The sequence below is a fragment of the Pseudomonas sp. 21LCFQ02 genome, from assembly GCF_024129895.2.
In the GTDB taxonomy this organism is placed as follows: Bacteria; Pseudomonadota; Gammaproteobacteria; order Pseudomonadales; family Pseudomonadaceae; genus Aquipseudomonas.
Genome location: NZ_CM178749.1, coordinates 3,387,889 through 3,400,940 on the forward strand (window position 1 = coordinate 3,387,889; position 13,052 = coordinate 3,400,940).

Consider the following 13,052-nt stretch of genomic DNA (forward strand, 5'->3'; position numbering starts at 1 on the left):
GCCATGTCTGCTGTCATCACCTGGCGCCTTGCCCGCACAACCTTGCTGGCCGCCGTCATGGGCCTGAGCGCCTGTGCGGTACACCAGCCACCCTCCGGGCCGCGCAGCCAGGAGTCGATCAAGAGCCTGCCGGGCCCGTCGCAACCGGGCACGCCGAAGCCCAAGCCGAGCCAGCCTGTGAAACCGGCTCCTGCCAAAACCTCAGCCAGCTTTGCGCCGCCGCCAGGGGGCAATAGTCATTGGGATCAGAAACTGGGCGTCTATGTGCTCGATGGCAAGACCAACACGTTTTATCGCCAGCGCACGTACTACCAGTGGAACAACGGCTGGAGCTGGTCAACCCAGCCTGACGGGCCCTGGCAGCCTACCGATGCCAATGGTGTGCCGGGTGGGTTGGGGCAGAAGTTCGGTAATTGATGTGCGATGAGATTTTGACGGGTTGAGCGGTGTACATTCGCCGCGGCGGCGCCTGCAAGATCGCATTCCAAATGATCTGTGCTCGGCTGTAGATCGTTGCCGTTGATTTTGCTTTTGATCTTTGAGCCGAGATGGCACAGGCGCCGCAAATCGCGACTTGGGCGCTGGCCGAGGGTAGGCGTTGATTCGGGGGAGAAACCGACATGGATGTCGCTGCTCTTGAGATCAGGAGCAGGTGCGTTGGGCAGGACGCCCATCGCGCCGGCCCCCGAATCGACGCCGGACGGAGGGACGTTCGCCCGCAGTCCAGACAACCGCGGCAAAGACTCTTGCGCAGAACGGAAGGTCTTCGCGGCTAAAGCCGCTCCTACTTGCCGGTGTAAATCTGGTCGAACACGCCACCATCGACAAAGTGCGTCTTCTGCACGGTGCGCCAGTCACCAAAGGTCTTCTCTACCGATAGGAAGTCAACCTTCGGGAAGCGGTCCTTGTACTTGGCCAGTACCGTTTCATCACGCGGGCGCAGGAAGTTATTGGCGGCGATCTCCTGACCCTCAGGCGACCACAGATACTTCAGATAGGCTTCAGCCAGGGCACGCGAACCCTTCTTGTCGACCACCTTGTCAACCACGCTTACCGGTGGCTCGGCCTGAGCAGAAACACTCGGATAGATCACTTCAAACTGATCACGGCCAAATTCACGGGCGATCATTTCCGCTTCGTTCTCGAAGGTCACCAGCACGTCGCCGATCTGGTTGGTCATGAATGTGGTGGTGGCGCCACGGCCGCCGCTGTCCAGCACCGGCACATGCTTGAACAGCTTGCCGACAAACTCTTTGGCCTTGGCTTCATCGCCGCCATTCTTCAGGCTGTAGCCCCAGGCCGACAGATAGGTGTAACGACCATTACCCGAGGTCTTGGGGTTCGGCACGATGACCTCAACGCCATCCTTGATCAGATCCGGCCAGTCTTTCAGGGCTTTAGGGTTGCCCTTGCGCACGATGAATACCGTGGCGGAGGTGAACGGCGCGCTGTTGTTTGGCAGGCGCGTCACCCAGTCTTTGGGCACCAGCTCACCGTTGTCGGCCAGGGCGTTGATGTCGGTGGCCATGTTCATGGTGATCACATCCGCCGGCAGACCGTCGATGACCGAACGGGCCTGCTTGCTCGAACCACCAAAGGACATCTGCACGGTGGCCTTTTCCTTGTGCTGGGCCTCCCAATGCTTCTGGAACGCGACGTTGTAGTCTTTATAGAAGTCGCGCATCACGTCGTAGGAGACGTTCAGCAGCGGCGCGGCCTGGGCGCTGCTGCCCAGAGCCAGGCCGGCGGCCAGCAGTGAGGCGGCGAATAGTTTCTTCACAGCAGATTCCTTTAGATGAGTGCGTCGTTGTTATGCGGCAGATATCCAGCTGCCGCGATCATAACGGCGGGGCACCTTGCCATTAAAGATTAAAAAAATATTTACTTATGCCCGATCGTCGAGTTTCGGGAACAGCGCGTTGCCGCACCGTGAACAGAACGCTGCGCCGTGTTCATGCTGTTTCTTGGCGCACACCGGGCAGTCGTGCTTGAGCTGTTCACCGCGCATGGCATTGGCCAGCTCGGCGGTGAAGATTCCGGTGGGGACCGCGATGATCGAGTAACCGATGATCATCACCAGCGATGAAACCATCTGGCCCACCGGGGTCTTGGGCACGATGTCGCCAAAGCCCACGGTGGTCAGGGTCACGATGGCCCAGTAAATGCCCTTCGGAATGCTGGTAAAGCCATGCTCCGGGCCTTCGATCACGTACATCAGGGTGCCGAACACCGTTACCAGGGTCGAGACGCTGGCCAGAAACACGATGATCTTCTGTTTGCTGCCGCGCAGTGCTTCGAGCAGGTAGTGGGCCTGGCGCAGGTACATGCCCATTTTCAGGACCCGGAAGATACGCAACATGCGGATGATCCGCACGATCAACAGATACTGGGCGTCGCTGTAATAAATCGCCAGGATGCCGGGGATGATCGCCAGCAGGTCGACCAGCCCATAAAAGCTGAAAGCGTACTTCAATGGCCGGGGCGAGCAGTACAGGCGCAGCAGGTACTCGACGGCGAACACCGCTGTGAAGCCCCATTCGATCCAGGCCAGCGCGGTGGCGTATTCGGCGTGGATGCTCTCGATACTGTCAATGATGGTGACCAGCAGGCTGAGCAGGATGATCACCAGCAAGGTCTGGTCGAAGCGGCGGCCGGCGGGGGTGTCGGTCTGGAAGATGACCGTGTGCAACCGCTCGCGGCGGTTTGGGGTGGTGCTCATGGGTGGTCTCTGCGTGGCAAGGATGGCTCGGTGGTCATTCGACAGCGATGGCGAGCGTATTCAAGCGCTCAGCCTGTGATTTCGCCTCCTTGAGCAATTGCTCCCAGTCGCCTGGCTGCAGGTTAAGCCTTGTTCAGGGAAACGTCTGTTTCCCTGGTGCTGAAAAAGTTGTGAGAGTCTGCTCCTGGTTTCTGATGTTTACTACCTGCTGGATGTCAGATTTTTTCCGAAATTTTGTGAGAGATTTCTGCGAAGCTGCCCGTTCGGGCATGCTCGGGCTTGAGTCGGGCTACTGCTGCCAGCCCCCACCCAACGCCAGAAACAGATCGATCTGCCCCATCGCCACCTGGGTATTGGCCTGCGCCAGTTGTGCACGCATCTGGGTGTAGGTGCGGGTGGCCTGCAGGTCCGCCAGGAATGACTCCCGGCCGGCCTGGTAAAACCGATGGGTCTGTTCGGCGGCTTCTTTGGCCGATTGCTCGGCTTCTACCAAGGCATCGCGGCGGTCGAGCAGGGCGGTGTACTGGGCCATGCTGGTCTGGGTTTCGCGGATGGCATTGAGCACCACGGCGTCGAAGCGCGCCAGCGCGACCTGGCTTGCCGCCTCGGCCTGATGGATGCGCGCCCGGGTGCCATTGCTCGGCACGGTCCAACTGATCAGCGGGCCGAAGCCCCAGCGATTGGTGGCGGGTTTGCCCAGATGATCAAGAAAACCGATGGTCGCCACCGAGGCGCCAATGCTGATGTCCGGGTACAGCTCGCCGGTGGCCACGCCGATTTCGGCAGTGGCCATGTGCAGGTGACGCTCGGCCTGGCGGACATCGGGGCGGCGCTTGAGCAGCGCGGCGCCGTCGCCCACCGGAATGACCTGGGCGAGGTGCGGCAGCTCGGCGCAGTTCTCGACTCCGGCCGGCAGTTGCGCCACGGGTTTGGCCAGCAGCATCGACAGCCGGAACAGCGCGCTCTGGCGTAGCGCTTCATAGCGCGGCAGTTCGGCGCGCAGCGACTTGAATTGGGTCTGCGAGCGGGTCACCTGGGTCTGATCGCCACGCCCGGCATCGCGCAGGCGCTGGTTGAGGTTCACGCTCTGTTGTTGCAGGTCCAGCGACTGGTGAGCGATGGCCAGCTCTTCGTTGGCGGCGCAGACCTGGGTGTAGGCCCGCACCACGTCGGCCACCACGGTAATGCGCGCCGTATCAGCCGCCGCCTGGGTGGCGTCGACATTGGCCTGGGCCGCTTCGATGCCGCGTTGCAGGGTGCCGAACAGGTCAAACTGATACGAGGTGGTCAGACCCACATCACCCACGGTTGCCACCGGGACTTTTTCAGCCAGCAGAAAGGCTTCGCCCGATTCCTGTAAACGCTGGGCGCCGGCCTTGGCGCTGCCGTGAAAACCTCCGGCGGCTTCGGCCTCGGCGCTCTGGTAGCGCGAGCGTTGCAGGTTGGCCGCTGCGATGCGCAGGTCGGTGTTGCTGGCCAGCGCCTGGCGCACCAGCTCATCGAGTTGCCGGTCCTGGTACAGCCGCCACCAATGCTCAGGCACCGGCGCTGAAACCACATTGGCCGAGTTGCCCAGCGTACCTTGCAGGTCGGCACGATTGACTGCGGCGTCCTTGGGTGGCTGGTAGTCCGGGCCGACCACCTGACAGGCCGAGAGCAGGGCGCCGACGCTCAGCGCCAGCAGGCGTAAGGCCGGTTTCATTGCACGGCCTCCTGGTGTGAGGCGTCGATGATCGACACGGTGGCGGTACGCCCGGCGATCATGCGGAAATTCTCGGGCACTTGGTCGAAGGCAATGCGCACCGGGATACGCTGCGCCAGGCGTACCCAACTGAACGCGGGGTTGACGTTGGGCAACAGGTTGCTGCTGCTGGTGCGGTCACGGTCTTCGATGGCGGCGACCATGCTCACGACATGGCCTGTCAGGCGCGCATTGTCGCCCACCACGCGGATATCGACCTTTGAGCCAATATGGATGCCGTCGAGTTTGGTTTCTTCGAAGTAGCCGTCGATGTGGTAGGAGGCTGCATCCACCAGTGACAGCACCGGCCGCCCGGCAGTGACGAATTCATGGGGGCGTGGGGCGCGGTCGTTGAGGTAGCCATCCACCGGGCTACGGATCACCGAGCGATCCAGGTTCAGTTGCGCGGCGTCCACTGACACTCTGGCTTCATTGAGTGCTGACAGCGCCCGGGCCTCTTTGGACTGGCTCTCTTCCAGTTGTTCGCGCGATACCAGATTGCCCAGCGACCGGTTGCGGCGATTCTCGCGTTGCGCCTGCTGCCAGGTTTCCTGACGCTCGGCTGCGGTGGCCTGGGCCTGGCGCAGCGCCAGTTTGAAGCGGTCCTGGTCAATGCTGAACAGCACCTGGCCCTTGCTGACCTGCTGGTTGTCGCGCACCTGGACCTGCTGGATCAGCCCGGATACATCCGGGGCGATTTGCACGATGTCGGCGCGAATGTGCCCGTCGCGGGTCCAGGGCGCGAACATGTAGTACATCACCATGCGCCACACCAGCACGCTGGCCAGCGCCACCACAATTAACGTCAGGACCACGCGGCCCAAGGTCAGGATCGGTTTTTTCATGTCATCAGGTACCGGCTAAAGGTGTCCAGTACGCCCAGCAGCAGGGCATACAAACCTGTGTTGAACAACGCCCGGTGCCAGACCAGACGATAAAAGCGGGTGTGCGACAGCACAGCGTGAACAGCCAGAAACAACAGGTACGCCAGGCCCATCAGCACCAGAAAGGTCGGGATGAAGATCCCGTTGATATCCAGCTCGCCAATCATGCGGGTGCTCCATCGGGGCCGTGGATCGGTTGTTCGATGCTTTGGCCATTGACGTCGATGATCTCCAGCCCCGGCAGCAGTGCCAGGCGCAGGCCGCTCAGGGCATGCAGCAGGTGCAGGCGTGCCTGAGGTTCGGCCGGGGCCTGGCTGTTCAGCGCCCGCCGGGTTCGGTCCAGCGTCATCAGCAGGCCGTTGGGGGCCGGCAGGCGCTCCCCGGCCTTGAGGCAGGCGGCAAAATAACCGCCGATCTGCGCGACCACCTGACGCAGCGGTGCCTGACAGGAGGTCGGGATCCGGGGTGTCCAGGCCAGCAGGTCAAGCAGGTTCAACGCCACCCGCAGTTCACGCAGTGGCGTGCTGCTGTCCTGGGCGGTCTGGGCCAGGCGTGGCACCTGCTGCATGAGGCGGTCGATCATCTGCACGCCCAGGCGCCGATGTTCGGCCAGAGTGGCCGGTTCGCTCAGGCTGACAATGTCCTGCCAGTTGAAACGGGTCATGCGGCGCACGGCCATCTCTACACCGAACGGGCGCATGATCAGCGTCCAGATGAACGCGAACAGCAGACCGGCGGGGCCGGCCAGATTGTTGTTGATAAACACCAGAAAGTCGGCGTCATAGGCGCCCTGCACGCTGACGAACGTCGCGGTGTTTACCGCCGTCAGCACCGTAGGCAGGAAGAATTTCGGCTGGGCGCTGAGGGTCGCCACCGTGATGAATGGCGCTGCAAAGGCCAGTACCAGCATCGGGAAGTCATGCACTGTGGGCAGCACCACGAACAGGTACAGGCTCGACAGCACCACCGAAACCAGGGTCCAGAAGAAGAACCGGTAGATCTGCGGCGCCGGGTCATCCATGGCGGCAAAGAAGCTGCACGACACTGCGGCCAGAATCACTGCACTGGCGCCGTCCTGCCAGCCCATGAAAATCCAGATCAGCGAAGCGACGACAATCGCCAGCACCGCCGAAGCCACCGAGTAGAGCATCAGACCGCGATCCAGCGCCGGGCTGATCCGTCCCAGCCGCCAGTGTCGGTACACCGCCTGCCAGGGCCGGCCATCATCGGCCTCGATAGCCTGTTGCAAGCTTCGGCAGTCCTGCCACAGATCGATCCACTCGCCCAGGCGATACAGGGCGTTGGAGAGCAGCAGGTGCTCGCGCTCGTCGAGCTGTTCGGCGTCCGGTTGCAGGCGTTGCAACGCCTGATGCAGATAGTCCCACTGCTCCGGTTGCAGGCCCCTGGCAGTGGCTCGCAGCCAGTGGCGCGCCTCGATCAGCAGGGCCGAAAGGTCGGCCATGCGTTCCGGGCAGCGCCGTTCCAGCGCCCACAGCGCGTCGTTGAGCGCGTCGATCACCGGCAGCAGATGGATCATCCGCCCGCGCAGTTCCAGCGCGTGTCGCACGGTCTGTTTATGCGCACCCTCATGGCGCAATTGGCCAATCATTGGCTCCAGGCTGTTGAACCCGGCGGCCATGGCGGTGCGCAGGCCCGCGACCTCGCCGGGGTCAACGTTGCGGCTGAGAAACTGCTCGCTGTACAGGGTGGCATCGCTGAACCATTTGTCGGTGCTGGCCCGGAACACCGGCGCCAGGCGCCGTGGCCAGAACATGGCGCCGACCACCGCGGCGCAGGTGATCCCGAGGAAGATTTCTTCGGTACGCGACACAGCAATTTCAAACACCGCCTGGGGGTTGTCCACGGCGGGCAAGGCAATCAGCGGCATGGTGTAGCCGGCCAGCATCAGCGCGTAGCTGTTGGCGGTACGCAGGTGCAGCGACAGGTACAGCAGGGTGCCGGTCCACAAGGCAATAACGATGGCCAGCAGGATCGGCGTCTGGACGAAAATCGGCACCAGGATCACCGAGGCGCAGGCGCCAGTCAGTGTGCCTAGCGCCCGGTACAGGGCCTTGGAACTGGTCGGGCCGACAAACGGGCTGGCGACGATGTACACCGTGGCCATGGCCCAGTAAGGACGCGGCATTTCCATAGCCAGTGCGATGTACAGCGCCAGCATCGAGGCAGCGAAAGTGCGTACTCCGTGCAGCCAGTCGCGGCCGGGCGGCAGGTCGCTGAGAAAGTCCTTCATGCTCAAGCCGGATCCCCCTCGGGCGGCAGCGCATCAGAAAACGCCTGCAGCACGCGCAGGGCAATTTGCAGGTCTTCAGCGGTGATGCCGCTCAGCACCCCTGCACGCAGGCGGGTCAGCTCGACCTCGATTGAGGCGGCCAACTCGCGGCCCTTGTCGGTCAGGCTCAAGGCCTTGGCGCGGCGGTCGTTGGGGTCTTCGGTACGGCAGACGATCCCGGCCTTGCATAACTGGTCGAGCAGGCGCACCAGAGTCGGACTTTCCATCCCCGCAGCATGCGCCACCCTGACCTGATGCACCCCGTCGCCCAGGCGAGCGATGGCCAGCAGGGGACCGGCGCAGGCTTCGCTGATGCTGTAGCTGGACAGCGTGGCATGGCACAGCCGCCGCCAATGACGGGAGGCGGCGACCATGGTGCTGCTGATGGCGCGATGCAGGGTCGGGTCAGACATGGCTCAGGTCGTTAGGGTGAGTATTATTAGTGAGGATATTAATAGCTTGCTAAGTATTACTATCCTGTAACAACCTGTTTCAGTCAAATGAAATTTCTTGCTTGCAGGCGCGGCTTCAGCCGCGAACACGCTCCGCCGCTGACTCAGCGAAAAACGCCTGCGCCGCTTCGACAAACCGCTGGTTGGCCAATGACAAGTACTCCTGAGGACGCCAGCACAGGCCAAAGCTCAGCAGTAACGGCGGATCGAACGGCACGCCGACCAGCCTTGGTTGCTGACGCTGGATTGAGCGCAGCAGGGTGCAGATGCCCATCCCGTCGCAGGCCAGGCGGCTGATCAGCGACACGAAATTGCTCTCCAGGGCAATCCGGTAGCGGACCTGACGGTTGGCGCAGAAGGCGTCTAGCAGGTGACGCTGCAAGAAGCTCTGGTCGAACACCAGCATGTCGATGTCCTGCAGTTGCTCGGCGCAAATTGCTGTTTCGTTGGCCAGCGGGTGGTCGTGAGCCATGCACAGGACCATTTCGTCGCTGCCCAGCGCCACGTGCTCCCATTCAGGATCGATTCGGCGCTGCTCGAGCAGCGCAACGTCTATCTGCCGGTCCTTGAGGCGCTGGCGGATATCGTCAGCGCTGCCCTCGACCACGTGCATGGCCATAGCCGGATACCGCGCCCGAAACTGCGCCAGCAACTCAGGAATATGACCAATACCGTACAACGGCGGGATGCCGACGCGGATCTCGCCGCACTCCAGCGCGGTCAGGTCCTTGAGTGCTTGCCGCGCTCCGCGTAACTGCACCAGACCAGCTTCTACCCGTTGCACGAACAACTGGCCTTCAGCGGTGATCGTCAGTTGCCGGCCGGCGCGGTTGAACAGTTGCACGCCGAGTTCTTCTTCCAGCCGCGCCACGGCCATGCTCAGCGCCGGTTGCGCCACATGCAGCGCCTGCGCCGCCTTGGTGAAGCTGCCCAGTTGCGCGACCGTGACGCAGTAAGTCAGTGCCTTGAGATTCATGACTCGCCATAGCTAACAAAAATTGATAGGTAGCATCACAAATGAATATTTTTTGTGATGAGCGCGATGCGGCAGGATGGTGTCACGTTTTCCAGCTCATGAGGGTTCGTTTTGAACACGCCGCGTATTTTCCTGATCCATGCCACTCCCTTGTCGATCAGCCCCATCAATGCGGCCTTTGACCGGCACTGGCCGCAAGCCGAGCTTGTCAACTTGCTGGAAGACTCGCTGCCCCGTGATTTGAAGGCTGCCGGGCAGCTGACCCCGGCCATTATCCAGCGCTTTCTCGATCTGACCCGTTACGCGGTCAGTGCTGGTGCCGATGCCATTCTGTTTACCTGCTCGGCGTTCGGTGAAGCCATCGATGCCTGCAAGCGCGAAGTGAGCATTCCGCTGCTCAAGCCCAATGAGGCGATGATCGAAGCGGCGTTGGCGCAAGGCAGCCGGATCGGGCTGTTGGCGACCTTTGAACCGACCCTGGCGTCGATGCGTGCCGAATTTATCGCGGCTGCCGAACGCCAGGGCCAGGCCTTGGACTTGCAACTGCAACTGGCCGAGGACGGCATGCAGATCCTGGCTCAGGGTGATGGCCCTGAGCATGACCGGCGAGTGGCGCAAGCAGCTGATGCGTTGGGGCCGGCTGAGGTGATCTGCCTGGCGCAATTCTCCATGGCCCGTGCCAGTGAGTGGGTGCGTCAGGTCAGCGGCCTGCCGGTGTTGACCACGCCAGACAGCGCGGTTCTGAAGCTGCGCGGCCTGCTCGATCAGGCTGGTTGATGACCGTTGGTCGGAAGGCGTGCAACTTTTATTCGGTGTTTGAGTCGCGCCATTCAAAAAACTGACACTGCGATGTTGCCGCCTATGCCGATCAATCCGGCTTCGAAGCTGAAACGGTCCTGCACAAGGGCGGTCATCGGTGATATCGCAATAATGGCCAGGCGGCTCGGGCAACGATTCATTGACGCTTTCAGGGGGTCAACAAAAAACGCTCCAGGCCGATAGCGGTGGCGAACAGGGCAGGCCGAAAGGCCCGCTCCAGAGCCATTCTGTCGGTGCGCATGCGCACCTTGCGAGCCCCCTATGATTGACCTCGCCACCTGGAATTTGTCCGTTCCTGTCGGCATTCCCGCCACTACCATCAACACCCCGCAATTGGTGCGCGGCTACCAGGATGGTTACTTCCGCTCTGGCGAAACGCTGTTCTTCTGGGCGCCGGTAACCGGCTCGACCACTGACAACGCCAAGTACCCGCGCAGTGAACTGCGCGAGACCACCGCAGATGGTCGGGCTTTCAACTGGAGTTACACCTCGGCAGACAACGTTTTGCGTGCCGCCTTGACCGTTAACCAGGTGCCATCGAGCGGCAAGATTGTCATCGGCCAGATTCACGCTTATCAGAGTAATGAGCCGCTGCTCAAGGTGGAGTATCAGTACAAGGAGAAACTCCAGACCGGCAACATCGTTGCCAAACTGCGGCGCAACCCGGATGCCGAGATTGAAGTCATCACCCTGGCGCAAGGGGTGCCGCTCAATGTGCGCTTCAACTACACCATTGCGTTGACCAGCACCGGCGAGCTGAGCGTCAACGCTTATGATCACGACTGGAAAGTGCGCCTGGATCAGCAGTGGAGTACCAAACTTTTGTACTTCAAGGCCGGGGTCTATACCCAGGACAATACCGGCTATGCCAGTGAAGGGGGGGCGGCGACCTTTTATCTGCTGCGCATCAGCCACGACAAAAAGGCTTGAACCTTTGTAGGAGCAGCTTTAGCGGCGAAGCTAATTCGCGGCTAAAGCGGATCGCCGCCCGACCACTCCTACGGGGCAATGTCGATCAGTTCAGGCCCAGTTTGCCGCGCAGGGTCGAGAGGTCTTCGGCCAGGGTGTTGACCGGACCCACCAGTGCCTTGCGGTCGTTTTCCTTGACCTTGTCATAGGTCATAAAGCCGCCGTCAGCGGTCTGGTACTTGGCCAGGATCTTGTCCACCGAGGCGAAATTCTTGTCCACCTTGGCGGCAAAGGCTTTGTCCTGCTTCTCGATCTGCGGACGGAACAGGTCGACGATTTTCTTCGCGCCGTCAACGTTGCCCTGGAAGTCATACAGGTCGGTGTGGCTGTAGCGGTCTTCTTCGCCGGAGATCTTGGTGGCCGCCACTTCTTCGAGCAGCACGGCGGCGCCGCCGACTACTTTCTCCGGAGGGAAGGTCAAATCGGCAATGCGCTTTTGCAGGTCATTGACGTCAGCCATCAGCTTGTCAGCAATCGCGCCCTGATCTTGCGCGGTGTTCTTCTCGAACAGCGCGTGTTCCAAGCGGTGGAAACCGGTGAAGTCTTCGGCGTCCACGCCTTGTTCGTGGTCATCGACCCGCGAGTCGATGGAGGCGTCGAGGTCGCTGAACAGTTCGGCAATCGGCTCCACGCGCTCGTAGAACACGCGGGTCGGTGCGTAGAGTTTTTTCGCGGTGGCGATGTCGCCTTTTTTAACCGCATCGGTGAACTGGCGGGTGTGGCTGACCAGTTCATCGATGTTTTCGGTCACGTAGATCTTGTAGTCGGAGATCGGGCCGACCAGATCCAGCGGTGCGGGGGCGGCAACGGCGGCGAGCGGTGCGCTCAACACACCAAGGGCGAACAGCAGGGCGAGCGGGGTCTTGTTCATATCGACTCTTCCAGTTGAGGTTCAGACAGATTTCGGTGAAGTGGCCGCCAGCAGCGAGCGACCGATGAAATCTTCATCATTGGTCACCCCCGGCAGGGTGAAGAAGTAACCGCCGCCGACCGGCTTGAGGTATTCCTCCAGCGGTTCACCGTTAAGGCGGGTCTGGACGGTAATGAAGCCCTTCTCAAGGTCAGCCTGGTAGCAGATAAACAGCAGCCCCATATCCAGCTGACCATTCTTGTTGACGCCGTTGGAGTAGTTGAACGGGCGGCGCAGAATCAGGTTCTTGCGGCTCTCAGGGGTGCGCGGGTTGGCCAGGCGAATATGCGAATCCAGGCGGGTCTTTTTGCCGTGCGGGTCGGCGGCGTAATTCGGCTCGTCACTTTCGAGCTTGCCGTCCATGGGCGCACCGCTGGCTTTGGTGCGGCCGAAGATCGACTCCTGCTCCTGCAACGGGGTACGGTCCCAGCGTTCGACGAAGTTGCGGATGATGCGTACCACCTGATAGCTGCCGTGCGCGGCCCAGGCCGGCTCGTCACTGCCGGGCTGGACCCAGACCAGTTCGTCCATCTGTTTCTTGTCGTTGGAGTCCGGGTTGGCCGAGCCATCACGGAAACCCAGGAAGTTACGCGCGCTCTCTGCCGGCTGACCGGGCTTTTTCGGTGCCTGCGGCGGTACGGTGCCTTCCTGCTTCCAGCGCACCAGCAGCAGGTCCGGCAGGTTTTTGACGATGTCGCGCAGGGCGTGGATGTTGGTGTCCGGGGTGTTGGCGCAAAACTGAATGCTCAGGTCGCCATGGCAACTGGCGGCGTCCAGCGCGTCATTGGGAAAACCGACCATACGGCTCAGCCGCTTGGGTTTTGCCGCTTGCAGGCCGAAACGCTCGTCGAACAGCGAATCGCCCACCGACACGGTGATGGTCAGGTTGTCCGGGGTTACCAGTGGGCCGAGGATGCCGGAGTCCAGCGGTGGAAGCTTTGGATCAATGTCCTGGACCAGGCCGCCTTTCATCAAAAACGCGATGCGCTCGTTGAGGGTGCGCAGCAGTCGCTCCAGGTCTTGGCGGTCAGTGGCCAGTACATCGAAAGCGACGAACATGCCGGCCGCCGGGCGCGGGTTGACGATGCCGCTCTGGTGCACGCCATGAAAGGCGTTGCTGTCCTGGGTCTTGTCGCTGTTCGGTGCTTCGGTGACCTGCGCAGGTTTTGCGGCCATCGCTGGACCTGCCAGGCTGCTGCCGGCCAACGCCGCCCCGGCGGCGCCCAGCCCCATCAGCACGCGGCGGCGCTGGGGCGATTCGATCACAGCGGTTGCGTCTGGTTTTTTCATCT

The 13,052-nt window shown here is 61.7% G+C and carries 13 protein-coding genes; 3 read left to right on the plus strand and 10 right to left on the minus strand.

Annotated features, from left to right (window positions below; all coding sequences use genetic code 11):
• Positions 1-3 precede the first annotated feature (3 nt).
• The gene (locus NJC40_RS15225) at positions 4-417 is read left to right on the plus strand and encodes a hypothetical protein (RefSeq protein WP_045489544.1); all 414 of its coding nucleotides are present in this window, start codon (positions 4-6) and stop codon (positions 415-417) included.
• A 367-nt stretch (positions 418-784) separates the two neighbouring features.
• On the opposite strand, the gene NJC40_RS15230 is transcribed toward NJC40_RS15225, so the two are convergent.
• The 8 genes from NJC40_RS15230 to NJC40_RS15265 all read right to left on the minus strand — a co-directional run bounded on the left by NJC40_RS15230 (position 785) and on the right by NJC40_RS15265 (position 9,062).
• Positions 785-1,780 (minus strand): sulfate ABC transporter substrate-binding protein, encoded by a 996-nt coding sequence (locus tag NJC40_RS15230; RefSeq protein WP_253140136.1) that lies wholly within the window; start codon positions 1,778-1,780, stop codon positions 785-787.
• 105 nt (positions 1,781-1,885) lie between these two features.
• The gene (locus tag NJC40_RS15235; RefSeq protein WP_045489551.1) at positions 1,886-2,719 is read right to left on the minus strand and encodes an ion transporter; all 834 of its coding nucleotides are present in this window, start codon (positions 2,717-2,719) and stop codon (positions 1,886-1,888) included.
• A gap of 289 nt (positions 2,720-3,008) precedes the next feature.
• Positions 3,009-4,421 carry an efflux transporter outer membrane subunit gene (locus NJC40_RS15240; RefSeq protein WP_045489554.1) on the minus strand — a complete coding sequence of 471 codons (1,413 nt, stop codon included), beginning with the start codon at positions 4,419-4,421 and terminating at the stop codon, positions 3,009-3,011.
• On the minus strand, positions 4,418-5,305 hold the full coding sequence (locus tag NJC40_RS15245) for an efflux RND transporter periplasmic adaptor subunit (RefSeq protein WP_253140137.1): 888 nt from the start codon (positions 5,303-5,305) through the stop codon (positions 4,418-4,420). The genes NJC40_RS15240 and NJC40_RS15245 overlap by 4 nt, the downstream gene beginning before the upstream one ends.
• Positions 5,302-5,511 (minus strand): DUF1656 domain-containing protein, encoded by a 210-nt coding sequence (locus tag NJC40_RS15250; protein WP_045489560.1) that lies wholly within the window; start codon positions 5,509-5,511, stop codon positions 5,302-5,304. Before NJC40_RS15250 ends, NJC40_RS15245 begins: the two co-directional genes overlap by 4 nt.
• Positions 5,508-7,595, minus strand: coding sequence for an FUSC family protein (locus NJC40_RS15255; RefSeq protein ID WP_253140138.1), 2,088 nt, complete (start codon positions 7,593-7,595; stop codon positions 5,508-5,510). The genes NJC40_RS15250 and NJC40_RS15255 overlap by 4 nt, the downstream gene beginning before the upstream one ends.
• 2 nt (positions 7,596-7,597) lie before the next feature.
• The gene (locus NJC40_RS15260; RefSeq protein WP_253115277.1) at positions 7,598-8,047 is read right to left on the minus strand and encodes a MarR family winged helix-turn-helix transcriptional regulator; all 450 of its coding nucleotides are present in this window, start codon (positions 8,045-8,047) and stop codon (positions 7,598-7,600) included.
• A 115-nt stretch (positions 8,048-8,162) separates the two neighbouring features.
• Positions 8,163-9,062, minus strand: a complete 900-nt coding sequence (locus NJC40_RS15265) for a LysR family transcriptional regulator (protein WP_045489568.1) — start codon at positions 9,060-9,062, stop codon at positions 8,163-8,165.
• 111 nt (positions 9,063-9,173) lie between these two features.
• Here NJC40_RS15265 and NJC40_RS15270 point away from each other — a divergent pair, with 111 nt between their 5' ends.
• Positions 9,174-9,839 carry an aspartate/glutamate racemase family protein gene (locus tag NJC40_RS15270; protein ID WP_253115273.1) on the plus strand — a complete coding sequence of 222 codons (666 nt, stop codon included), beginning with the start codon at positions 9,174-9,176 and terminating at the stop codon, positions 9,837-9,839.
• 303 nt (positions 9,840-10,142) lie between these two features.
• A complete protein-coding gene (locus NJC40_RS15275) occupies positions 10,143-10,811 on the plus strand; it encodes a polysaccharide lyase family 7 protein (RefSeq protein WP_045489574.1) in 669 nt (222 codons plus the stop codon).
• A gap of 85 nt (positions 10,812-10,896) precedes the next feature.
• Here NJC40_RS15275 and efeO read toward each other — a convergent pair whose 3' ends face one another.
• Together efeO and efeB are read right to left on the minus strand one after the other, a co-directional pair.
• Positions 10,897-11,721: an iron uptake system protein EfeO gene (gene efeO, locus NJC40_RS15280; RefSeq protein ID WP_045489576.1), complete on the minus strand. Its 825-nt coding sequence runs from the start codon at positions 11,719-11,721 to the stop codon at positions 10,897-10,899.
• 21 nt (positions 11,722-11,742) lie between these two features.
• On the minus strand, positions 11,743-13,050 hold the full coding sequence (gene efeB, locus NJC40_RS15285) for an iron uptake transporter deferrochelatase/peroxidase subunit (RefSeq protein ID WP_045489577.1): 1,308 nt from the start codon (positions 13,048-13,050) through the stop codon (positions 11,743-11,745).
• Between the last annotated feature and the right edge of the window lie 2 nt (positions 13,051-13,052).

What these genes read in the sequence shown, in the direction of transcription:
- NJC40_RS15225 (WP_045489544.1), top strand. Translation starts at nt 4, where the DNA reads ATGTCTGCTGTCATCACCTGGCGCCTTGCCCGCACAACCTTGCTGGCC.
- NJC40_RS15235 (WP_045489551.1), bottom strand. Translation starts at nt 2,719, where the DNA reads ATGAGCACCACCCCAAACCGCCGCGAGCGGTTGCACACGGTCATCTTC.
- NJC40_RS15240 (WP_045489554.1), bottom strand. Translation starts at nt 4,421, where the DNA reads ATGAAACCGGCCTTACGCCTGCTGGCGCTGAGCGTCGGCGCCCTGCTC.
- NJC40_RS15245 (WP_253140137.1), bottom strand. Translation starts at nt 5,305, where the DNA reads ATGAAAAAACCGATCCTGACCTTGGGCCGCGTGGTCCTGACGTTAATT.
- NJC40_RS15250 (WP_045489560.1), bottom strand. Translation starts at nt 5,511, where the DNA reads ATGATTGGCGAGCTGGATATCAACGGGATCTTCATCCCGACCTTTCTG.
- NJC40_RS15255 (WP_253140138.1), bottom strand. Translation starts at nt 7,595, where the DNA reads ATGAAGGACTTTCTCAGCGACCTGCCGCCCGGCCGCGACTGGCTGCAC.
- NJC40_RS15260 (WP_253115277.1), bottom strand. Translation starts at nt 8,047, where the DNA reads ATGTCTGACCCGACCCTGCATCGCGCCATCAGCAGCACCATGGTCGCC.
- NJC40_RS15265 (WP_045489568.1), bottom strand. Translation starts at nt 9,062, where the DNA reads ATGAATCTCAAGGCACTGACTTACTGCGTCACGGTCGCGCAACTGGGC.
- NJC40_RS15275 (WP_045489574.1), top strand. Translation starts at nt 10,143, where the DNA reads ATGATTGACCTCGCCACCTGGAATTTGTCCGTTCCTGTCGGCATTCCC.
- efeO (WP_045489576.1), bottom strand. Translation starts at nt 11,721, where the DNA reads ATGAACAAGACCCCGCTCGCCCTGCTGTTCGCCCTTGGTGTGTTGAGC.
- efeB (WP_045489577.1), bottom strand. Translation starts at nt 13,050, where the DNA reads ATGAAAAAACCAGACGCAACCGCTGTGATCGAATCGCCCCAGCGCCGC.